The 21817-nt window shown below is 36.5% G+C and carries 23 protein-coding genes; 15 read left to right on the plus strand and 8 right to left on the minus strand.

Going from position 1 to position 21817, the window contains the following annotated elements; genetic code table 11:
* Positions 1-400: 400 nt before the first annotated feature.
* Positions 401-1480, minus strand: coding sequence for a glycosyltransferase family 4 protein (locus MHH73_RS10575; protein ID WP_191811833.1), 1080 nt, complete (start codon positions 1478-1480; stop codon positions 401-403).
* Positions 1481-1586: 106 nt separating this feature from the next.
* Here MHH73_RS10575 and MHH73_RS10580 point away from each other — a divergent pair, with 106 nt between their 5' ends.
* Positions 1587-2306, plus strand: a complete 720-nt coding sequence (locus MHH73_RS10580; RefSeq protein WP_191811831.1) for a glycosyltransferase family 2 protein — start codon at positions 1587-1589, stop codon at positions 2304-2306.
* A 78-nt stretch (positions 2307-2384) separates the two neighbouring features.
* On the opposite strand, the gene MHH73_RS10585 is transcribed toward MHH73_RS10580, so the two are convergent.
* From MHH73_RS10585 to MHH73_RS10595, 3 genes are all read right to left on the minus strand, one after another.
* Positions 2385-3407, minus strand: a complete 1023-nt coding sequence (locus MHH73_RS10585; RefSeq protein WP_445662541.1) for a M42 family metallopeptidase — start codon at positions 3405-3407, stop codon at positions 2385-2387.
* A gap of 102 nt (positions 3408-3509) precedes the next feature.
* Positions 3510-3965: a hypothetical protein gene (locus MHH73_RS10590; RefSeq protein WP_341066666.1), complete on the minus strand. Its 456-nt coding sequence runs from the start codon at positions 3963-3965 to the stop codon at positions 3510-3512.
* 46 nt (positions 3966-4011) lie between these two features.
* Positions 4012-5106, minus strand: a complete 1095-nt coding sequence (locus tag MHH73_RS10595; RefSeq protein ID WP_341066668.1) for a glycosyltransferase — start codon at positions 5104-5106, stop codon at positions 4012-4014.
* A 154-nt stretch (positions 5107-5260) separates the two neighbouring features.
* Between MHH73_RS10595 and MHH73_RS10600 the strand changes: the two genes are divergently transcribed.
* The 6 genes from MHH73_RS10600 to sdaAA all read left to right on the plus strand — a co-directional run bounded on the left by MHH73_RS10600 (position 5261) and on the right by sdaAA (position 9767).
* Positions 5261-5560, plus strand: a complete 300-nt coding sequence (locus MHH73_RS10600) for a DUF2642 domain-containing protein (RefSeq protein ID WP_341066670.1) — start codon at positions 5261-5263, stop codon at positions 5558-5560.
* A gap of 12 nt (positions 5561-5572) precedes the next feature.
* Positions 5573-5806, plus strand: coding sequence for a hypothetical protein (locus tag MHH73_RS10605; protein ID WP_191811820.1), 234 nt, complete (start codon positions 5573-5575; stop codon positions 5804-5806).
* 800 nt (positions 5807-6606) lie between these two features.
* Positions 6607-6840: a group-specific protein gene (locus MHH73_RS10610; protein ID WP_191811818.1), complete on the plus strand. Its 234-nt coding sequence runs from the start codon at positions 6607-6609 to the stop codon at positions 6838-6840.
* Between the two features lie 643 nt (positions 6841-7483).
* Complete coding sequence (locus MHH73_RS10615) at positions 7484-8152, plus strand: helix-turn-helix transcriptional regulator (protein ID WP_341066674.1); 669 nt, start codon at positions 7484-7486, stop codon at positions 8150-8152.
* A gap of 36 nt (positions 8153-8188) precedes the next feature.
* Positions 8189-8851, plus strand: a complete 663-nt coding sequence (gene sdaAB / locus MHH73_RS10620; protein WP_191811814.1) for an L-serine ammonia-lyase, iron-sulfur-dependent subunit beta — start codon at positions 8189-8191, stop codon at positions 8849-8851.
* Positions 8852-8876: 25 nt separating this feature from the next.
* Positions 8877-9767, plus strand: coding sequence for an L-serine ammonia-lyase, iron-sulfur-dependent, subunit alpha (sdaAA, locus tag MHH73_RS10625; protein WP_191811812.1), 891 nt, complete (start codon positions 8877-8879; stop codon positions 9765-9767).
* 344 nt (positions 9768-10111) lie between these two features.
* Here the strand turns inward: sdaAA and MHH73_RS10630 are convergent, their stop codons facing one another.
* Both MHH73_RS10630 and MHH73_RS10635 read right to left on the minus strand, forming a co-directional pair.
* On the minus strand, positions 10112-12142 hold the full coding sequence (locus MHH73_RS10630; protein WP_318245448.1) for a catalase: 2031 nt from the start codon (positions 12140-12142) through the stop codon (positions 10112-10114).
* Positions 12143-12198: 56 nt separating this feature from the next.
* Entirely contained in the window at positions 12199-12420 is a 222-nt protein-coding gene (locus tag MHH73_RS10635) for a hypothetical protein (protein ID WP_341066680.1), read from the minus strand.
* Positions 12421-12689: 269 nt separating this feature from the next.
* Here MHH73_RS10635 and MHH73_RS10640 point away from each other — a divergent pair, with 269 nt between their 5' ends.
* Positions 12690-12965 carry a hypothetical protein gene (locus tag MHH73_RS10640; protein ID WP_191811806.1) on the plus strand — a complete coding sequence of 92 codons (276 nt, stop codon included), beginning with the start codon at positions 12690-12692 and terminating at the stop codon, positions 12963-12965.
* A gap of 82 nt (positions 12966-13047) precedes the next feature.
* Here MHH73_RS10640 and MHH73_RS10645 read toward each other — a convergent pair whose 3' ends face one another.
* Entirely contained in the window at positions 13048-13812 is a 765-nt protein-coding gene (locus MHH73_RS10645) for an ABC transporter permease (RefSeq protein WP_341066683.1), read from the minus strand.
* Positions 13809-14531: an ABC transporter ATP-binding protein gene (locus MHH73_RS10650; RefSeq protein WP_191811802.1), complete on the minus strand. Its 723-nt coding sequence runs from the start codon at positions 14529-14531 to the stop codon at positions 13809-13811. Before MHH73_RS10650 ends, MHH73_RS10645 begins: the two co-directional genes overlap by 4 nt.
* Positions 14532-14789: 258 nt before the next feature.
* On the opposite strand from MHH73_RS10650, the gene MHH73_RS10655 reads away from it, so the two are divergent.
* The 7 genes from MHH73_RS10655 (at position 14790) to MHH73_RS10685 (ending at position 21814) form a co-directional block, all read left to right on the plus strand.
* Positions 14790-15854 (plus strand): tartrate dehydrogenase, encoded by a 1065-nt coding sequence (locus MHH73_RS10655; protein WP_341066685.1) that lies wholly within the window; start codon positions 14790-14792, stop codon positions 15852-15854.
* 24 nt (positions 15855-15878) lie between these two features.
* Positions 15879-16721 (plus strand): HpcH/HpaI aldolase/citrate lyase family protein, encoded by an 843-nt coding sequence (locus tag MHH73_RS10660; protein ID WP_341069731.1) that lies wholly within the window; start codon positions 15879-15881, stop codon positions 16719-16721.
* Between the two features lie 173 nt (positions 16722-16894).
* Positions 16895-17560, plus strand: a complete 666-nt coding sequence (locus MHH73_RS10665) for a GntR family transcriptional regulator (protein WP_191811796.1) — start codon at positions 16895-16897, stop codon at positions 17558-17560.
* A gap of 90 nt (positions 17561-17650) precedes the next feature.
* Positions 17651-19012: an MmgE/PrpD family protein gene (locus tag MHH73_RS10670; protein WP_191811794.1), complete on the plus strand. Its 1362-nt coding sequence runs from the start codon at positions 17651-17653 to the stop codon at positions 19010-19012.
* A 2-nt stretch (positions 19013-19014) separates the two neighbouring features.
* Entirely contained in the window at positions 19015-19860 is an 846-nt protein-coding gene (locus tag MHH73_RS10675; RefSeq protein WP_341066687.1) for a fumarate hydratase, read from the plus strand.
* Positions 19861-19871: 11 nt separating this feature from the next.
* On the plus strand, positions 19872-20438 hold the full coding sequence (locus MHH73_RS10680; protein ID WP_341066690.1) for a Fe-S-containing hydro-lyase: 567 nt from the start codon (positions 19872-19874) through the stop codon (positions 20436-20438).
* Positions 20439-20599: 161 nt separating this feature from the next.
* On the plus strand, positions 20600-21814 hold the full coding sequence (locus tag MHH73_RS10685) for an acyl-CoA dehydrogenase family protein (RefSeq protein ID WP_341066693.1): 1215 nt from the start codon (positions 20600-20602) through the stop codon (positions 21812-21814).
* Positions 21815-21817: the final 3 nt, after the last annotated feature.

Raw genomic sequence — 21817 nt, forward strand, 5'->3', positions numbered from 1 at the left:
GCATAGTCACTTGGATGAATACATGTCAAATGGACACTCCTAAAAAAGGGAGTGTTTTCTATTTTACATAAAATTGTTTGGCTCATTGTTTAAGTATGAGTAATGGTTTAAAAACTGATTGTCGAGTAAGTAAAATTCTAGCCGAAAGACATTTACTTTAAAGGAAGTTAAGATATCTAGTTATACTATAGAGTAAAAACAGCATAAGAAAGAGCCAACATGAGGAAACGAATTGAGCAGTGTATGGTCCTGCTCAATTCGTTTCCTCATGTATGATTATTTTTACAATCTTGTTCGTTTCATCTCTTTATTAAGAGGCTAGTTGCTACGTATTCCTTAACGATGGTATGACGTTCACATAGAAAAACCGTGTAAAACCGATTTCTTTTATGAACAACTTTCAGTTGCTTACTAATGTACTTGTCATCATTTTCTTGAAATTTTGAGCATAAAGCGAGGGGTGAAAGTTCGTTTTTACATGCGATACTGCATTATTAATAATCGTTTGTCTGAGAGCTTGGTTTTGAATCAGTTCGACCCCTTCTTTCACAGCTTCTTTTGGGTTACCAATTTCATAGTATTTGCCGGTAATATTATGAGTAACAGCTGTTCTTATACCGCTAGAATCAGTTGTGAGTATCGGGCATCTACAACTCATTGCTTCTAATGCTGTTAATGGAGCACCTTCTATTTTTGAGGTCGAACAAAGAAATCCACCAGAATCACTAATCATTGAAAAATAGTCAGCCATATTCTCATTAGGAATATTCGGTAATAATGTTATGTTTTTTTCCAAATGGTACTTTCTCATCGCCTTTAAAAACTTCTCTCTATCTTCAGGGAAAGATAAAGTTGGATCTTCAAAAAGGTAGACTTGTAGCTGGTTGCGTAGCTTCCTTTTTAGTAAAAAACAAATGCTCAAAAATTCTTGCCAGTTTTTATTATCCTCAATTCGCCCAACCCAACCAATAATTGGTTGGACAAAACTTTTTCCAGTCGCTTTATAGTTGAAGTTACTGCAATCAAAGCAATTATTAAATTCATACTTGGGGACCTTTGGGAATATCTCATTTAATAATACGGAAATATGGGGAGTCCTTGGATTAAGAAAACCATCAATATCATTCTCCGCTAATGTTTTACCAAGAAAAAAACCATTTCTTGTTTGTTGTATCGACCCATAACCTTGGATTTCAACAAAGATTTTACCTTTGTATCCACTTTTTTTGATAGCAGGAACCATTTTAAAATCGGAAGTTATGACAATAGCATCATATTGATGTTTCTTTATTAGCTTAATAATTTCTGCTTCATCGCTTTTAATAAATACAGGATTATAGTGTTCATTTAAATAATTTCTACGATTTTCATAATATAGAAAATGACAATTGATTCCTACCTCCTTTAAAGCAATACTTCTTTGTCTATTTAAGGTTTCGACTCCTCCACTTGGTACATAGAATATAAATAATACTTTCAAGATGTACTCCTCCTATCACATTTACCCTTTAATTATAAATATGCGCAAGTCTCACATGTGGTTTGGACAATACGTCTAGAAAGAAAGAACGGAGTGCAGTTAATTTATGGATAAAGTTTCAGTCGTAATCCCTTTTTATAATTGTCGATATATTGGTGAGGCAATTGAAAGTCTGCTTGCACAGACATATGGAAATATCGAGATTATTGTCATTGATGATGGCTCCACATGTCATCTTGATAAACTTGAACCATATAAAACAAAAGTTACTTATTTAAGGAAGGAAAATGGAGGGACAGCTACAGCTCTTAACGCAGGGATTCAAATCGCAACTGGTAAATATTTTTGTTGGCTTAGTGCCGATGATAGCTATAAACCAACAAAAATAGAAAAACAAGTAAAATATATGGAAACATATGGTGTAAGAGCTTGTTATAGCGGCTGTGAGACAATTGGGAAAAGTGATACACAGTTAGATGCGAATTTTAATCAAACGTATTCATTGAGAAGTCACTTCTTAAAAGCTTTATTAGAAATATGTTTTATTCACGGTTGTACAGTCATGCTGCGTATGGATTTATTGCGCGAAGTTGGTCCGTTTGATGTCAGTTATAGATATACACATGATTATGAGATGTGGCTGCGCATTGGTTTAAGTGAAAACTTTCATTACATCGCGGAAAAATTGGTGAATTATCGTGTACACGAGGAGATGGGGACAGTTCATCATCAAAAAGAGATCAAGCGAGAAGTTTTCACTATTAAGAGACAATATCACAATCATGTACAAAAGAAAATTATAGAATTAAGAAGAGAAGGACATTAGGGGAAAAATATACCTGCCAACAAATGATATATCTGGGCAGGCAGGTATGATGAAAATAAGTTAATCCAGCATATGTTTTTATCCAACAAGTTCTGACTGTAGATAATAATAAAGTAAATCGTAAGTTTGGCGAATACTCTTTTCATGCGTGCGCTCAAAAGCGTGAGAAGAGTCAATACCTGGTCCGATTAATCCGTGAATAATATCAAATCCGGATCGAATAGCGGCAGATGCATCGGAACCGTAGTATGGATAAATATCTACCTTATAACCGATTTGATGTTCTTCTGCAAGAGTGACTAAATGTTTACGCAATTGATAATGATAAGGGCCGCTAGAATCCTTCGCACAAATAGAAACTGTATATTCATCAGTTGTCTGTCCATCACCGATAGCGCCCATATCGACAGCTAAATACTCTACTGTTTCGTCAGTAATATTTGAATTGCCTCCATAACCAATTTCTTCATTATTTGAAATGAGGAAATGAGTGGTATAAGGTAGTTCAATACGACTAGTAACGATATCTTTAATTAATTGCAGTAGAATAGCTACACTCGCTTTATCATCTAAATGTCTAGATTTGATAAATCCAGCATTGGTTATTTCCACTCGTGGATCAAATGAAACAAAATCTCCAACGGCAATTCCTAGTTTCTTAACGTCTTCAATTGAGTGGATTTCCTCATCTAAACGTACTTCCATATTATTCATATTTCTTTCCGCAGTACCAGCATCTTTATAGACGTGAACAGAGGTTTGATGCATGAGGATGGTACCACTATATCTTCTTCCATCTGACGATTCAATTTGACAGTATTCGCCTTCAATAGAGTTGTAACGAAACCCACCAATGAGATCAATTTTTAATCTTCCACTCGGTTTAATTTCCTTAACGATTGCTCCTAATGTATCCACATGTGCAGTTAACATCCTATGTTGGGAATGGTCTTTTCCAGTAATTGTTGCGATTAGACCGCCTTTGCGATTTTTCTTTGTTTGTACTCCCAGTTCATGCAAATAATGCTCAACGTATGAGATTACTTCATATGTATTCCCTGATGGACTAGGGATGGAAACTAATTCTTTTAATAATTGCAGTGTTTCTTTCGTTTGAAAGTTAGTCAAAATTGTGTTCCCTCCTATATGTTTTATTGTCTATTATTATACGCTTTTTTTCTGTGTCTGAACATGCCAGCTTCTTTATTGTTTTTGTGATTGAGATTCTCTTTTTTTAAGTTCTTGTAGGGCAAGAATTTTTAATGAAAGAATTTCTTCTTCACTGAAATGTTGATTGACGGTGTCCATTAATTCCTCCTTATCTTTCTCCGTCAACCCTTTTTTTAGTTTAGTAGAAAGATCTTTGATGTCTTGATTGGTAAAGGTTTGTGTTACTTTAGTTATAGCTTCTGATCTCGTTTTTATCGGTAAGTCTGTTTCACTTAAATTCATTGTTGCAATCTCGTCTTTTTCATTTATATATGACTGGATTGAAGGGTCGTTTAATAATATTTGCATGTCTTCTTCTTGAATAGTGTCAGCCAGTCTAGTCGCTGCATGATAAGAAACTCCCTCTAGCACTGCAAAACAAATAAGTATGGCGGTGAAAATCGTTGTTAAACTTATGAAAGAAATAAATATGATTTTCTTTCTAGACATGGAGAGCTCGCACATCCTTTTCTATATCTTTTAGCATATTTTAACATTAATTTAGCGTGTTGATGTACAAACTATTTAAATCTTTTATTATTTTCTCAATATTAAAGTCCCTTAATAATGCTTGACGAATTTCTTTCATTTCTACAATGTTTTTTTCATGTGTCATCAATTGGGAGATGTCATTTTTGATATTCCGTTGATGAATAGGTTGATCTGCATGATGATCTGCAAAATGACCATATTTCATCTTTTCCCAGTTTTCTTTTGTCACGATTCCACTATAACCTTTTGCTCCTGCTGCTATAACAGGAACTTCACAGCTTATTGCTTCCATTGCTGTTCTTCCGGTTCCTACAACCACATTAACGGAACGGTAAAAGGGACGTAAATCTTGTTGTGAGCCTAATAAATGAACGTACGGTGTTGCTCTTTTCCGGTTCATCGCTTTAATCATATTGTGAATTTGTTTCGTTCTAAAACCTTCCCCAGCAACAAGGGCGTAAAGGTTTGGCTGTCTCAATTCTTCAATTGCTTTTAACAGGCGCATGCAAATATCTGCTTTATCAAATTCTAGCCGGCTGGCGTAGAAGACGACAAACCCTGTGTCTGGGATGTGAAGGTTTTTTCTTACAGTTAAATCAGATTGATCAATATAATCATTTCCATCTATACCATTTGGGATGAAGGTAGATGACAGATTATATTGATGAACTAATTGCTCTTGAACTAATTGGCTCACAGTAATAATTTGATTACATTTTGGCAGTATTTTTAATAATTCTTCTCTGCGGTTGTATAGGCCATGAAGGGTGTAGACATAAGGGATGTTAAGTTTTTGGGCCATATGAAGTAATACAATACCGGAAAAAACTTGATGACAATGAATGAGATCAATTTGATGGTTGTGAATGATTTCTTCTATTTTTTCCTGTAATTCCGTAGATTTATCGTCAAAGGTGGTCGGAATATTTACCTCATAGACAGGAATGTTCTCATGTTTAAAATTGTCTCCTAACACGCCGGGTCTCCCGATTACAACGATCGTATAACCGATCGCTTTTAATGCTTTACTAATTGTGAATAAATAGGTTACTGTACCGTTTGCTCCTAAGTGATCAGCTACCATTAAAATGGATTTCATCTTAACACTTCCAATCATGTTTTTTACATTATATGTGGGATGATGGAAGAATTATTAGAAAAAAGGCGTTTGTACTGGGAAACTCGTCCATTCAGTTATAGAAAAACGACATAAGATAGTTAGTGATTAAGGAGTGAAGGGAGGGTATTACAATATGTTATGTACTGACTCTAAGAAAAAACATCGTTATCTAGATGGTAAGAAAAAAGAAAAGTTTGAGGGTTGTGGAAAACCATCTCATAACAATGACTGTGGTGATGACTTCTGTAATTTTGAAGGACTAAGAGATGAATTAAGACGCTTAGTTGGAACTTTTGTAGAAATTGAAACAACAGGTGGACCAGTAGAAGGTGTATTAGCAGCAGTGAAAAAAGACTATGTTGTTGTTACTGATGGCACTTCAACTTTCTTTGTTCCATTTAGAAATATTCAATCAGTTATAAATTTAAGTTAAGGAGGGGTTATATTGTCTAGAGGGTTTTCTGGTTTAGCACCAACTATTGCAGAAGAACTTGAAGGTTTCATTGGACGTACTATCACTGTAGTAAGTAACTTTTCTTCGCAAACGGGCGTCCTTTTACGCGTAGATGATGGTTCACTTGTGTTAGCTCGTGTCGTAACTGGTTATTACACAAATGAAACGGATGAGATCATTATACCGTTATGTAATGTAAGTTATGTAGAGTTACCAGTAATATAATGATGACTTAAAACCTTCGAAGGTCTTTGCCTTTGAAGGTTTTCTCATTCTTCTTTGCAGCAGGGATATATATAATCATGCAAAAATGAAACTTTACTAATTTCATCTTCGTCTTCATATTACATTTTTATTTATTAGAGCGATGTGAAAGAGGTTATATGATGGAAGAAAGAAACAGTAAATCTATATCATTTAATCCGATTTTCCTTATTGTATTAAGTTGCTTTGCTGTGAAGTTCATCATTACATATTACACCAGTTTTGATTGCCATTCGAAAGTCTAAAACTACAACAAGTCCCAGTCTTGATTCATATCCCTGGTGTGAAAACAGGAGATGATCCTACACCTATCGGCGGTCAGTTGGATATCAGGCCAGCACTTTTACATTTATTAGGGATTGAAACCCGGTTTAGGTACAAATTTATTAGCGAAAGGTCATTTTTAAACTTACTTCATTGCGAAATGGCGATTTTATCTCGACTGATATAAGTATGATTAATCAGCGTTATTATGATAGTAGAAGTGGGAAGGTGATATCGTATGAGGAGGAATTTGATTAACTGACACAAGCCGCGAGAGAAAAACTGAATCTTTCTGATGAAATATTAACAAAAGATTTATTAAGGTTTTATAATCCATCAGGGTTTACACCTATTAATCGTGAGGATTATCAATATGTTTATGAGCGAGAAGTAGAAAGTTAAAGTATTGAATGTGCACTTAGAGATAAAATATAGTAAACGATCTAAAATCAATGTTATACTTCATACATTGAGAAATCGATTAAGGGGGAAAAAAGATGAGCGAATGCAAATTGGATCACACAATGACAGATGTAAAAAATAAATATATGGATCAGAAAACGTATTTGCCTAAGGATTTTCATGCAAAGTTCGACCTGTTTTTCCAAGAAGAACATAGCCAAGAAATTTTAAACGATGTATTTCACTTATTAAAGAAATACGATTTAGCTAATCAAGAGGAGCAAGAAACGAGAAATAACCGTCTTCAGTTGATTTTAAGAAATGTTTGAAGGTAAAGAGGTTGGGACATAAGTATGCTAGCTAATGATTTATCCGAATGATTAGGAGTTCTAGCATCTAATCATTCGGTTTTTTTTTGTGATTTGAACCCTTATATGAAAAGAATAGTGAAATGGAGCGGAAGACACTCGACTCCTGCGGGAAATAGAGGGAAAGCTGAGACCCACAGGCAATGCCTTAGGAGGCTCAGCCCCTCCCCGCGGAAAGCGAGAGTACGTGAGCGCTATGGAACGGACTTTTTTTTGCAAAAATGATGTTTTAAGATCAATTTGTTATTGTTCTTTTTTGAGGTTAGCTCATTTAGTTATGTCCCAGGCTCTTTCCATTCGTTATTGGAGAAGATATGTGTATAATGAATTTTCAGTTATTAGATTTCAAAGCATCTCAAAGGCCATTCTCATAGGAAATGAGAGCATTTACTGAATAATTTTTTTTGCTAACCCCATTAGCTATTTCAAACTTGTTTCTTTTATATTTCCCTAGTTTAGTAGTTCTTTCGAAATGATATTACAAAAAAATTGTATGCATTAAAAAAATATTTTAATTGTACTTCATGTGTGTTATGATGATTAGGATTTGAAATACAACCATTTTGAAAACGGTTTCATTCGAAGAGTATAGGATGTGACAAAGATGAAAAAGAAGGATCAACATATATTTGACTTTGCTATTAGAACGGCTGATATGCTTGTGAAGATGTTTGGCCCTCATTGTGAAGTAGGTGTTCATGATTTCTCAGATTTTAAGAAATCGCTTATACATCTTGCCGGTAATGTAACTGGTCGTTCAATTGGTGCTCCGATTACAGATTTAGTTTTGAACGAATTAGCAAAGGGAAACAATGTAGCAGAGGATCTTGCCAACTATAAAACGCAGACACCAAAGGGAAATGTAATGAAATCATCAACCGTTTTCTTACGAGACGAAAATGATAAAATTATTGGCGCGCTTTGTATGAATTATGACATTAGCTTGATGATGCAATTTGGTGGTGTCCTTGAAACGTTAACAAACTTTAATGAGGAAGATACGAAGGATGAAACCTTCTTTACATCCGTACAGGATATTGTTCACGAAATGGTTGAACAAGTCCTTCAACCGTTTAAAAAAGCACCTGCAAGTATGACGATTGATGAAAAAATTGAGGCAGTGAAACAGTTAGAGGAAAAAGGGACTTTCTTAATTAAAGGAGCCAATGAATATGTTGCTTCTATTTTAGGAGTTTCCAAGTTTACTATTTATAATTATTTACAGAAAATAAAAGTGATGAATGAGAATGAGAACACGCCTGAGTATGTTTAATATAATGAGTCAGTTAATGATAAAGGAGCATAATATATGAAATATAGATCAGCTTTTGATATTATCGGCCCAGTGATGATCGGACCTTCTAGCTCACATACAGCTGGTGCTGCTCGCATTGGAAGGGTAGCTCGCACTTTATTTGGCAGACAGCCAACTAAAGCAGAAATATACCTTTATGGTTCATTTGCGAAAACATATAAGGGACATGGAACAGATGTGGCAATTGTCGGGGGAATTCTTGATTACGATACGTATGATGAACGTATTCCTGGATCGCTGCAATTAGCCGAGCAACTAGGAATAGAGATCGTTTTCTCTGTTGAAGAAGCAGTTGTCGATCATCCAAATACTGTGCGCATTAAATTGTTCGATGATGATAAAGAAATGGAGCTTGTTGGTATTTCCATTGGTGGAGGCTCTATTGAAATAATTGAATTAAATTCATTTGCTCTCAAGCTTACAGGTGAACATCCTGCTATCTTAGTTGTCCATAATGACCAATTTGGTGTAATTTCAAAAGTTACTTACCTTTTAGCACAACATGAAATAAACATCGGTCATATGGAAGTGTCAAGAAAAGAAAAAGGGAAAATGGCATTAATGGTCATTGAAGTTGACCAAAATATTGATCAAAACTTAATGGACGAAATCGCTCAGTTACCACATATCACTCAAGTCATCAAGATGGTGGATTAATGACAGCACGTAGGAGGGATGTATGATGTTATTTAAGAACGCGGCAGAATTAGTAGAAATAGCAGAAAGAGAGCAAATTAAAATTGCGGAAGTGATGATTCGCCAAGAAGTGGAAGTATCTGGGCGCACACGTGAAGATATTATTGCCCAAATGGATCGTAATCTCACCGTTATGGAACAAGCGGTAGAGAGAGGTTTAAATGGTGTAACTTCCGTTTCTGGGTTAACAGGTGGGGACGCGGTTTTATTACAAAAATATATAAAAAGTGGAAAAGCACTTTCTGGTCACACCCTGCTTGACGCTGTTAGCAAAGCTGTTGCTACAAATGAAGTAAATGCAGCGATGGGGACCATTTGTGCAACACCTACGGCAGGCTCAGCAGGCGTTGTACCTGGGACACTGTTTGCTGTTAAGGATGTACTTAACCCATCAAGAGAAGAAATGATTGAATTCTTATTTACATCCGCAGCGTTTGGCTTCATCGTTGCCAACAATGCTTCCATTTCCGGAGCAGCTGGTGGCTGTCAAGCAGAGGTAGGGTCAGCGAGTGGGATGGCAGCTGCAGCGATTACAGAAATGGCAGGTGGTTCACCTTCTCAAGCAGCACATGCGATGGCGATTACTTTAAAAAATATGCTTGGTTTAGTATGTGACCCTGTAGCTGGATTGGTAGAAGTCCCTTGTGTGAAAAGAAACGCAATGGGTGCTTCAAATGCGATGACTGCAGCGGACATGGCATTAGCAGGAATCACAAGTAGAATTCCATGTGATGAAGTGATTGATGCCATGTACCGTATCGGTCAAACGATGCCTTCCGCTTTAAGAGAAACGGCTGAAGGTGGGTTAGCAGCTACTCCAACAGGCAGAAGACTAGAACAAGAGATTTTTGGAAACAAAACAAAAGCAGTTAAATAATTTTTGTAAGAGAACTAAAAAAGAACATTCTTGATTCGTGTCCATACGATTCAAGGGTGTTCTTTTTCTGTTGTTTAGGTAAAAGGTGTACCTGTAAGCTAAGTTTGTAAAATTTTTCTGCGTTTGCTAATTAGGAATGAGATAGGGCGAGAAACGACTAGAGGTAAAGAGCACTGTAGTTAGTTTTAAAGAAATAAATCAAAAAGTCTTAATGAAGTGCTTACTTGACATACAAGGTTCTTCCTAACTTGAGAATATAATTAAGCAAGAGTAAAAGGGAAGACCACTACAATAGTGGTCTGATGTAAAGGGGTCAAATGATAGTTGATACTAGTATATTCTCCTTAACCTCGGTCCCAAAACCTTTGTTTACCTACATTTTGAATATAAGTTTTAAAAGGGCCATTTGTAATTGTTACACCAGGTTTATTAATAATCCCGACTTCTTGAATTAAGTACATGCCACTTCGAGAAGAGCCGATGGGTTTATAATGGTTATATTGCTCAATTATATAGCTCTTAGCCTTTTGATTAAAGTGAGGTGTGGCTCCTCTTCCAGATACGACAAATAGACTGTCATAAACCAGGGGAGAACCTGTTAAAAAGGAATCGTCGACTTGAAGCGTACTACCATCAGTTCCAGTCAATGTCTCCTGTGTTTCACTAATAATGAACGGGCGAGTTTTTGCAGCGAGCAGTTGTTGTAATAATGGACGTACAATTGCTGCATCATATTGATCAGCCACGATAATACCCACTTTTAAGGTAGCTGGAGAAAAAGTTGTGTTTGCCATACTAAGTGCTTTAGAGGATGCAGTTTCAGATGACTCTTTTACATTAGGCGGCTGGACACCAATTTTTTGTGCGACAGATGTGGCAAGGTCGTGGCTTATATGACCAATGAGATTGACGACATTTTGCCTCACCATTTTACTTTTTACTTTACCTAATTCAAAGCTAAAAGCTAAGTAGATATGATTCCTCTCAACATCACTCATACTATTCCAAAATAACCTTGCTTGAGAAAAATGGTCTTGAAAACTTGGCGCAGTCTTTCGAACTTTCATACCTTCAACTTGAGAAGGATATGTGAGGAACCCTCCTCTTGCTGGGGGTACTTCATAAGGTGTATTGTTTTGCAAGGAATTATTGTGATAAGCGACTTTGCCCTTATCGATAATATATCTGGCTGCACCGTCTCGTTGGTTGTTATGAAATGGACAAACAGGACGATTAATAGGAATTTGTTGGAAGTTTGTTCCTACACGATATATTTGTGTATCTGAATAGGAAAAAATACGCGTTTGTAGTAGGGGGTCATTAGAGAAGTCAATACCACGGACGATATTACCAGGGTGAAGAGCAACTTGTTCAGTTTCGGCAAATACATTATCAACATTTCGATTCAATGTCATTTTACCTATTTTTCGTACGGGCACAAGCTCTTCTGGCCATAATTTAGTCGCATCAAGAATATCAAAGCCGAATGTAAATTCGTCTTCTTCATTAATGACTTGTATGCCTAATTCATACTCAGCAAAGTGGCCTTCTTCGATATTTTCCCATAAATCTCGGCGGTGAAAATCCGCATCCGCTCCGCCAAGTTTTTGTGCTTCATCCCAAATTAATGAGTGAAGGCCAAGTACGGGCTTCCAATGAAATTTAACAAATTTCGCTTCGTTATTTTTATTAACAAGTCTAAATGTATGGACGCCGAAGCCCTCCATCGTTCTAAAACTACGGGGAATGGTCCGGTCGGACATAATCCACATCATCATTGCTGCAGATTCTTCATTGCTCGAAATGAAATCCCAAAAAGTGTCATGAGCTGTTTGACCTTGTGGAATTTCATTATGCGGTTCCGGTTTTACTGCATGAATGAGATCTGGAAATTTTATGCCGTCTTGAATAAAGAAGATGGGAATATTATTCCCTACCAGGTCAAAATTACCTTCTTCTGTATAAAATTTTGTCGCAAATCCACGTACATCTCGGTTTGTTTCATTTGCGCCTCTCGAGCCCGCTACTTGAGAAAAACGGACGAATACGGGTGTTTCTAAACTAGGATCTTGAAGAAAATGTGCCATTGTTATATCTTCTAACGATTCATATACACGAAAAACCCCATGTGCAGCAAATCCCCTTGCGTGAACTACTCTCTCAGGAATACGCTCTCTATCAAAATGCGCCATTTTATCCTGAAATATAAAATCCTCCATCAAGGTGGGACCGCGTTCACCAGCTGTTAAAGTATTTTCGTCATTCGCAATTTCTACCCCTTCATTAGTTGTTAACGGTTGATTTTTATTTTCACGTATGAATGCTTCTAATTGTTTCGTTTTTTTATTTTCTGGCTTTTTGCCTTCTCGCTCCACTACAGTCACCTCCATTATCAAAGGTATGATGACGGTAATAAAGTATGTATAAAATTTTATGATATCCGCTTTTGATGATCTTTTACAGCAATAAGAATCCCCTTATTAATCCAATAATTGAAATTTTCGGGCGGGAAAACACCACGTCTATGTGAAGAGCCCATTTCAATAATAATACTACTTTCACTTACATCCAAAACCTTCAAAGATTTTGATAAGCATAAGTTAGGTAAAAAACCATCTTTAATGTTAAACTCCATATTTTTTTTAATAGCCATCTAATTTCCTCCAATTTAAATTATGACTTATAACTATAGACTTGGTTTTACTTTGGGAATATATCTCAAGGGTGAAATAGAATCTTATGTAAATCGTATTGTAAAACCCTATTAAATATTTTTATATTCCATTGCTTCACTTGGGTTGTTTAATCATAATGTAACCAATTTTTAAGAGGTTTATCCTTTATAAGTGTATTTCAGCAATGATGAAGAATAATAGAAGAAAACAATTTTAATGGTCTTTATAATAAAGGGAGTAATAAAATATGGAATTTCCAATCATACATACAAATTTTTGGGATGCTATTATCGCCATTCCCTTAGTGATTATCTTTACGCAAGTGTTAAAATATTATCTCGGGATTAGTAAACCTTTTGTACCGACAGTGGCTATTTTATTAGGGTTAATTGTATCAATCTTTATAAGCCATAGAGGGGATTTCATTGCAGGTGTCTTTATGGGATACTTTTATGGTTATGGGGCTATTGGTAGTTATGCTTCCCTTAAAACATCTTGGCATTATTTTAGAAATAAAAAATAATGAAAAAAGGCCAAAGAGTGCTTGCTTTATTGTTGATTAAAAACACGAACAAATTTCCATTTGTCCGCGTTTATTGAGGATATCATTCTTTACTTGAGGTTTGAGCCACAAATTGCATCCTTTCATTAAACATTGTTGGGTAGGATAGGAACCCAAGTATAGTACTCGTAATAACAGCAGATGAAAGCAACATAAATAGAATCAACAATTGAAACATGACAGCCTGAACAGGATCAGCTCCTGCGATTATTTGTCCGCTCATCATCCCAGGGAGTTGTACAAGGCCAATCGTTTTTTGACTTTCAATTGTCGGTATCGTACTGGCACGAATACTTGTCATTAACTGGCGGTGAATGGCTTGCTTCGGTGTACTTCCCAATGATAGAAATAGCTCAACTTCTCCTGTTCTGTTTTCAATTTCAGCGGTAAACCGATTGAGAAATAATATCGATAGTACCATTGCATTGCCAATGATCATTCCACTAATTGGAATCATGTATTGGGCAGTTGCTGGAATGATTTTAAGACTAATAAGGACACCTTGTGTTAACACTTCAATAAAGCAGTATGTAAGGATAAGTTTCCATGTAATCCCTTTGATCATCACCCCTTTTTTTCTTGCATTATGTACGGCAGCAGTAATAATGAGAAGAATCATTAAAAAGATATAGAAATAGCTTTCTGAATCAAAAACGAATTGCAGCACATATCCGACCGCAAGAAGTTGGATGATTGATCGTATGGTCGCAATCAAGACATCTTTTTCAAGACCTAACCGAAATGTTTTTGATAAGACAATAGGAATAAGAACAAATATTAATGTCAGAGATAATTGAAAAAATGTCATTTTTTCTCACCACCTTCAAAAAACTGTTTGACCTTATCATTCGTGGAGGAAGCGACTTCAGCACTTTTTCCATACGCCGCTAGTTTGCCATCTATCATTACCCACGTATCATCCCCTATACGAAGTGCTTGTTCTAGATTATGAGTAATCCAAATGATGGTTGTTTCCTTCTTTTGATTAATCGATGTAATCAGTTGCTCAATTTCCCTTTGTGAAGACTGATCAAGGGCAGATGTAACTTCGTCTAACAATAATATTGCCGGTTCATTCAGTAATGTCCGCGCGATAGACACCCTTTGTTGTTGCCCCCCAGAAAGGTCTGTTGCTTTGCGGTGAAGAAATGTTTCATTCAACCCAATTAAATGAAGCATTTCAATCGCCTTTTCTTTTGATAATCGCTTTCCATGGAGGGATAGTGGCAATGATAAATTATCAAAGACATTCCCTTCTATCATGATAGATTTTTGGAGAACTATTCCTACTTTACGGCGTAATACTGTTGGTGTAAGGGTCAAAATATCCTCACCCTGAATGAAAATATCTCCAGATGAGGCTGACTTCATCCCATTACATAAATGAAATAATGTAGACTTGCCTGAGCCTGATGGACCGACAACGGTCGTTATATTTCCGGAAGAAATCGCACCCGTTATGTCTTTAATAATTGCTACTGAATCAGTATGATAATGCACATTTTGAAATGAAATCGCTGCTTGCAAATATAACCACCCTTTTACTTTTATGATAAATCTTTATGTACAACCTTAGTATATCCTAAAGGATGAGATTAGTTAGATATTTAAAGACTTCTTGCGCAAAATGACCAAGAAAAAACTTTATGTTTTTTTAAAATAAAGCGATCGAATGGTTACTTAGTAAGAAGACTTCTCTTAATATTTGAAAAAAGAAAAGGATTTATAAGGGGTCTTAAAGAAAATGAAATATATAACAATGACAACTAAGAGGAGGTAAAAGTGATGAAAAAATATGAACTAGCAGTAATTCCTGGTGATGGTATAGGAAAGGAGGTTGTACCTGCTGCCGTAAAAGTGCTCCAAACAGCAGTGACTTTACATGGTGGTATTCAATTAGAGACCACTGAGTTTCCATGGGGGTGCGACTATTATCTCAAACATGGCAAAATGATGAGTGATGACGGTCTAGAGCAACTGAAGAATTTTGATGCCCTTTTTTTGGGTGCAGTAGGAGATCCGAACAAAGTGCCTGATCATATTTCTTTATGGGGGTTACTCATTCACATTCGGAGAGAATTTGAGCAGACAATTAATATCCGTCCAGCAAAATTATTTAAAGGGTTAACTTCCCCTCTCGTTAATCCTGGACCATTTAATTTTTTAGTTATCCGTGAAAATAGTGAAGGGGAGTATAGTGAGTCTGGGGGAAGGATACATAAAGGAGAAGATGAAATCGCTATCCAAAACGCAATTTTTACTCGAAAGGCAACGGAAAGAGTAATCGATTATGCGTTTAAGCAAGCTGTTCTTCGGAAGGGGCACGTCACTTCTGCGACAAAATCTAACGGTATTGTCCATTCGATGCCATTTTGGGATGAAGTCTTTAATGATGTGAGTAAACGCTATACAGGAGTGCGTACATCTTCTGTGCATATTGATGCACTAGCTGCTTTTTTTGTTTCCAAACCGAGTGATTTCGATGTGATTGTTGCTAGTAATCTTTTTGGAGATATTTTAACTGATATAGGTGGAGCGATTATGGGGAGTATTGGTATAGCTCCTGCAGGAAACATCAATATCAATGGGAAATACCCATCTATGTTTGAGCCTGTACATGGTTCAGCGCCAGATATTTATGGGAAAGGAATAGCCAATCCCATCGGGCAAATATGGACGGCTTCGTTAATGTTAGATCATTTAGGTGAAGCAGCACTAGCTAGAGAGGTTTTACGAGCAATGGAAGAAGTGACTGAGGCAGGGATAAAGACAAAAGATATTGGCGGAAATGCTACGACTGATGAAGTGACAAATAAGATTTGTCTTCAATTACAAAATAATATTGGCTGAATTGAGGGAGGTTGAGCATATTTGATGAATCAAATGTTTAGCTTTTTATTCGTACCAGCGATTTCTACCAAGATGGTAAATAAGGCCTTAACGATTAAACAATCAGCTATCATACTAGACTTAGAGGATTCTATTGCCCACTCCAAAAAGCATGTAGCCAGAGAGAAGGTCTCTGGTTATATGAGTGAACTTAATGAATGGGATAGGCAAAGGGTATATATTAGGATTAATGATAGTGATAGTCCATATTTTTATCATGATCTCCAATTAGTGAAAGGCTGTAGGCCACGGGGGATATTTATCCCAAAGTCAGAAGATAAAAACATGATAAAGAAGGTAGCTACTTATTTGGCAGATGAATCTATAGCACTTATTCCGTTAATCGAAACGGCAAAAGGGATACATTATTCATTTGACATTGCCACTGCAACAGAAACCGTTGAAAGGCTCGCTTTTGGTGCGGTTGATTATTGTTTAGATACAAATATTGAGGTAGGGGAGCGGAGGGAAGAGTTATTATACGCACGTTCGCAATTAGTAAACGCTTCAGCAGCAGCTAAAACGTTACCCCCTATTGATTCTGTGTTCCTCCAATTAGAGAATAGCAACGATCTGATTAAAGAAACAAACCATGGACGGAAATTAGGCTTCGCCGGTAAATTAGCGATACATCCAAACCAAGTCGTATGGATCAATGATGTGTATCATCAAGAGAGTAAAAACCGTATTCAAGAAGCAAAAGAAGTAATTAGACTGTTTGAAAACGCTGAGAAAGAGGGGAAAGCATCCATTAATGTGAATGGTCGCTTAGTTGATTACCCCGTGTATAAACAGGCTAAGAAAATACTGCAGATTAATAATGAATGAAAGTGATAACACTCTCATATGGCTAACTATAAAAAGTTTGGTAAGTTGGTATGGGATTCCGTTAACGTCTTGCACTTAGTTTTACTACTCTTCGAAATAAATTCAGAAAAGTATAGACAATTTTAATTGGATTTTGTATCCTGTTTTAAAAGGGAGTAAAGGGTGAGTGATCATTGACGATTGATGTTGAATTAAAATTAGATAATCGCGATACACTGCATTTAAAAGTATGTAATGTCCTCCGAGAAGCAATTATAAAAGGCCAGTTTAAACCTGGTGAACGATTAAAACAATCAGATTTAGCAGAAAAACTAGGTGTTAGTAGAATGCCCATTAGAGAAGCCTTGAGGAAATTAGAATCTGAAGGCTTAATTACACTAGTACCACATAAAGGAGCTATTGTTAAAACCATTCATTTATCAGATTTACAAGAGGTTTACACCTTAAGAGCACAGTTAGAGAAGCTGGCTTTTATCCAAAGTGCAAAGCTGCTTACAGATACTGAAATCACGAGATTAATAGAACTTGTTCAATTGATGGAAGATAGTGAAGATGTAGATGAATTTGTTGAAAGAAATATAGAATTTCATCAATTATTATTAAAGCACTGCCATTGGGAGAGATTAAATGGTTTTATTGATTCTCTTTGGAATGGGCTACCACAACAAACCCCACATTTTATTACAGGTCAGACGGCTACATCAAATGAAGAGCATCAGGAGATTATCAAAGCGATAAAAGAGAAAAGATTTGAGCATGCAGGTGAGATTTTGTCTCATCATATTTTAAGAACAGGCGAATCACTTATTCACAGTTTAAAAAATGAGAGAATGACATAAACGTAGTTTCATCAAGAGGGCAGCACGAATTATTCCGAGCTGCCTTATCTTTTGTAAACGTTTACTTTAATGAAGGAAGGGAGAATGGGAATGACTTTAACGGAAAAAATTTCAGAATATATAGTTAATTTAGACTATCAAGATTTACCAAAAGATGTGATTGAATTTACGAAAGTGTGTATTTTGGATTGGTACGGTTCGGCAATAGCAGGAATAGATGAACCACCAGTTATTGCTTTAAAAGAGACGTTACTGGAAATGGGAGGGAAGGAACAGGCAACCCTCATTTCCGGTGAAAGAACTTCTCTTGCTAATGCTGCGATGATTCATAGTGCTGCTAGCCATATAGTGGAGTTAGATGATATCCATAAAGGATCGATTATTCATGCAGCAACAGTTGTGATTCCAGCTGCTTTATCTGTGTGTGAAGCGTATGACTTATCTATTGAAGACTTAATTACGAGTATCGTCATCGGCTATGAAGTTTGTTATCGTATTGGTGAAGCGGTTACGCCTAGTCATTATTATTATTGGCATAATACCGCAACATGTGGCACATTCGGAGCAGCAGCTGCAGCAGCGAAGTTATTAAGGCTCAATAAACAACAAATCGTTCATGCTTTGGGGAATGCAGGGACACAGGCAGCAGGATTATGGGAATTTATTGAAGATGGAGCTAATTCTAAACAGCTTCATACAGCAAAGGCATCCTATAATGGTGTACTTGCAGCATTACTTGCTAAAAAGAGCTTTACAGGTGCATCAAAAATACTAGAGGGAAAACGTGGCTTTTTCAAGGCAATGAGTGATTCGTACAACGAACAAAAGGTTGTGGAAGGACTCGGTGAGCAGTTTAAAATAATGGAAAATGGTTTTAAGCTGTATGCCTCCTGTCGTCATACCCATCCGAGTATGGACTGTGTGCATACATTGATGAACAAATATACAATAGACCCTACTGAAATTGAAAAAATCCACATAGAAACTTATCAAACAGTTTTAGATATAACGGATAATCCTGATCCTCGTTCCATTTATGCAGCAAAATTTAGTGTGCAATTCTGTGTTAGCTTACTTGCTCTTAAAGGTAGTGCTTTTCTACAAGATTTTAATGAAAAATCATTAAATAATAGTGAAATCAGAGAAATGATTCATAAAGTTCGAGTTACATCTACAAAGGATTTTACGGATGCCTATCCGGAACAATGGGGTGCAAAGGTAACTATTGTCTTAAGAAATAAAGAAAGTTATTGTTTCGCGACTGAATTTCCAAAAGGAGACCCAGAGAATCCTGCCAGTAAAAAACAAATGGTTGAAAAATTCCAGTCATTAGTGGCTCATAAGATCACAGATGTAAATCATAGAGTAGATGATATATACAATATTGAAAAATTAAAAATAAAGGATTGGCTAGTGGCAAATAGTCCAATTGCAAATGGAAAAGAGGCTTAATGATGAAAGTGATTGCTTATGACCATATAGTGGAACAAGTAGCGAAGCTTTGTCAGGAAGCGAACTTTGATCTTGGCGAAGATGTTATTTCTGCTTTTCGACAAGCGGTGGAAACAGAAAGGTCACCAATTGGAAAAGATATATTGTTAGATTTAATTGAAAATGCCAATATCGCTACTGAAAACCGTGTCCCCATGTGTCAGGATACAGGTGTTTCCGTTTTTATTGTTGAATTAGGTCAAGACTGTTTTATTAAAGGTGGGACAATCACAAATGCCATTAATGAAGGTGTAATGAAAGGGTATAAAGACGGGTATTTAAGGCATTCTCTCGTCAATAATCCCCTGACGAGAGATAAATCTGAAACATATAACAGCCCTGCCATTATTCATATCGAAATGAAAGCCGGAGATCAACTCGTTGTCCATATGTCGGCAAAAGGGGGAGGGAGTGAGAATATGAGTGCCCTTAAAATGTTAACCCCAGCAGATGGTATTGAAGGCGTAAAAGATTTCATCTTAACCACCGTTGAACATGCAGGACCGAATGCTTGTCCTCCTTTAGTCGTTGGTATTGGAATTGGTGGCAATTTCGAACGCTGCGCTTATTTAGCTAAAAAATCATTGTTTCGGCCAATTGGTCAACATCATCCATCTCCAGAAGTAGCCCAATTAGAAAAAGATTTGATGAAAAACATGAATGAAATGGGGATTGGTCCTCAAGGGTTAGGTGGAGATACAACTGCCCTAGATGTAAAGATCGAGTTAGAACCATGTCATATCGCTGCACTTCCTGTGGCAGTTAATTTGAATTGTCATGCGTCTAGACATAAAGAATTGAGAATGTGAGGCTGATAGAATTGGGAAAAAAACAGTTATCTTTACCGTTAAGTCCAGAAGAGTTGGCAACATTAAGAGCAGGAGAGCAAGTTGAATTAACCGGCTTAATATATACAGCGAGAGACGCAGCCCATAAAAAAATTTATGCTCGTTTATCTCAACAAGAAACGATTCCATTCTCATTAGAAAATGCTTTTATTTATTACGTTGGTCCGACCCCAGCAAAGCCTGACCAAGTGATTGGTTCCGCCGGTCCAACAACTAGTAGTAGAATGGATAAATACACACCATTATTATTAGAGCATGGCTTAAAAGGAATGATTGGAAAAGGGTATCGAAACGAAGAAGTAAAGGAAAGTATAAAAAGAAACAAAGCAGTTTATTTAGCAGCAATAGGGGGAAGCGGCGCACTTCTGTCTAGGGCTATTAGAGAGGCAGAGGTTGTGGCCTTTCCTGAGTTAGGTACGGAGGCAGTATATCGGCTTACAGTAGAACATTTTCCAGCTACAGTAATTATCGATTCTTTAGGTAATGACTGGTATATACAAGCAAGAGAGAAGTTTCAACAAGAAAGATCGAAGCTTTAATCAATTATTTTCATGCTAGGACAAAGACTTATATTGCCTATCAATTGTATCCATTATCCCAAACTAATTATCTATTTTCTCAATAAAATATTGAATATTATTAATATATATAATAATATAATTAATAAATTCAGAAAATTCTAATAAGGTGGTGTGGGTAGATGGAGTTTGAATATACAAGTGAAAACCAACAAGTCTTACAAATGGTAAAGGAGTTTGTTCGAAAAGAAGTGTCACCCCAAATTAAGTATTATGAGAAAAATCAATTATTCCCGAAAGATATTTTTGAAAAAATGGGGAATCTCGGTTTTTTTGGTGCTTGTTTCCCGGAGCAATATGGTGGATCTGAATTAGGTTTTCTTAATTTAGCTATCATTGCTGAAGAAATATCAAAAGTACATCCATCGTTAGGTTATGCCTTTAATATGCAAGCAATGACCTGTCCTTTTACAATATTAAATTGGGGAAATAAGCAGCAAATTGAAAAATATGTTCCTTCACTAATAAAAGCGGAGAAAATTGGTATGTTCGCTCTTACTGAATCTGGTGGTGGCTCAGATCCTGCAGGAGCAATGAAGACAACGGCTGTTCTAGATGGTGATGAGTACGTGCTGAACGGATCAAAAATGTGGATTACTTTTGCTAATGAAGCAGATGTAGGTGTGTTATTTGCGAAAACAGACCCAGAAGCTGGTCATAATGGCATTTCTGCTTTTATTATTGAGACTAATTTACCGGGGTTTTATGCAAAGCCAATCGAAATCAGTTCCCTAGGATTTATGACTAGAAGCTGTGAAGTATTTTTAGAAGACTATCGAATCCCAAAAAATCAATTATTAGGTAAAGAGGGAGAAGGTTTTAAAATAGCGATGAACGCCCTTGATTATGGGCGCTTAACTGTTTCTTCGCGATTGGTTGGTATTGCTCAAGGTTGTATTGATGAATCGATATCTTATGCAAACGAACGAGAAGTGAGTGGCGTAGCGATTGGTCAATATCAAATGATTCAACATTTGATTGCGGATATGGTAGTAGAAACAGAGGCTGCAAGATTGCTTACTTATAAAAGCGCTTACTTAAAAGACAAAGGCGAGGCGGCAACTAGACAAAGTGCATACGCAAAATATTTTGCCTCAGAAGTAGCTACCAAAGCAGCAAGAAGTGCGTTAGAGATATTTGGTGGCAATGGTATCGCAGATGAATATCCGATTATGAAGTATGTAAACTATGCGAATATGCTTCACTTTGGTGAAGGATCGGCGAATATCCAACGAATACTGATTGCCAATGACGCCTTAGGAGAAAAGGATGCCAATCGTCATCATATCGAAAGAAAGTTTTCCTTAAGTAGTGATATTCATAAGGTGAGGTTGTAATCG

The organism is Cytobacillus sp. FSL K6-0265 (assembly GCF_038003465.1).
In the GTDB taxonomy this organism is placed as follows: domain Bacteria; phylum Bacillota; class Bacilli; order Bacillales; family Cytobacillaceae; genus Cytobacillus; species Cytobacillus stercorigallinarum.

What these genes read in the sequence shown, in the direction of transcription:
- MHH73_RS10635 (WP_341066680.1), bottom strand. Translation starts at nt 12,420, where the DNA reads ATGGCTATTAAAAAAAATATGGAGTTTAACATTAAAGATGGTTTTTTA.
- MHH73_RS10660 (WP_341069731.1), top strand. Translation starts at nt 15,879, where the DNA reads ATGAATCAAATGTTTAGCTTTTTATTCGTACCAGCGATTTCTACCAAG.
- MHH73_RS10595 (WP_341066668.1), bottom strand. Translation starts at nt 5,106, where the DNA reads ATGAAATCCATTTTAATGGTAGCTGATCACTTAGGAGCAAACGGTACA.
- MHH73_RS10590 (WP_341066666.1), bottom strand. Translation starts at nt 3,965, where the DNA reads ATGTCTAGAAAGAAAATCATATTTATTTCTTTCATAAGTTTAACAACG.
- MHH73_RS10640 (WP_191811806.1), top strand. Translation starts at nt 12,690, where the DNA reads ATGGAATTTCCAATCATACATACAAATTTTTGGGATGCTATTATCGCC.
- MHH73_RS10655 (WP_341066685.1), top strand. Translation starts at nt 14,790, where the DNA reads ATGAAAAAATATGAACTAGCAGTAATTCCTGGTGATGGTATAGGAAAG.
- sdaAB (WP_191811814.1), top strand. Translation starts at nt 8,189, where the DNA reads ATGAAATATAGATCAGCTTTTGATATTATCGGCCCAGTGATGATCGGA.
- sdaAA (WP_191811812.1), top strand. Translation starts at nt 8,877, where the DNA reads ATGTTATTTAAGAACGCGGCAGAATTAGTAGAAATAGCAGAAAGAGAG.
- MHH73_RS10670 (WP_191811794.1), top strand. Translation starts at nt 17,651, where the DNA reads ATGACTTTAACGGAAAAAATTTCAGAATATATAGTTAATTTAGACTAT.
- MHH73_RS10615 (WP_341066674.1), top strand. Translation starts at nt 7,484, where the DNA reads ATGAAAAAGAAGGATCAACATATATTTGACTTTGCTATTAGAACGGCT.
- MHH73_RS10580 (WP_191811831.1), top strand. Translation starts at nt 1,587, where the DNA reads ATGGATAAAGTTTCAGTCGTAATCCCTTTTTATAATTGTCGATATATT.
- MHH73_RS10645 (WP_341066683.1), bottom strand. Translation starts at nt 13,812, where the DNA reads ATGACATTTTTTCAATTATCTCTGACATTAATATTTGTTCTTATTCCT.
- MHH73_RS10600 (WP_341066670.1), top strand. Translation starts at nt 5,261, where the DNA reads ATGTTATGTACTGACTCTAAGAAAAAACATCGTTATCTAGATGGTAAG.
- MHH73_RS10675 (WP_341066687.1), top strand. Translation starts at nt 19,015, where the DNA reads ATGAAAGTGATTGCTTATGACCATATAGTGGAACAAGTAGCGAAGCTT.
- MHH73_RS10685 (WP_341066693.1), top strand. Translation starts at nt 20,600, where the DNA reads ATGGAGTTTGAATATACAAGTGAAAACCAACAAGTCTTACAAATGGTA.
- MHH73_RS10610 (WP_191811818.1), top strand. Translation starts at nt 6,607, where the DNA reads ATGAGCGAATGCAAATTGGATCACACAATGACAGATGTAAAAAATAAA.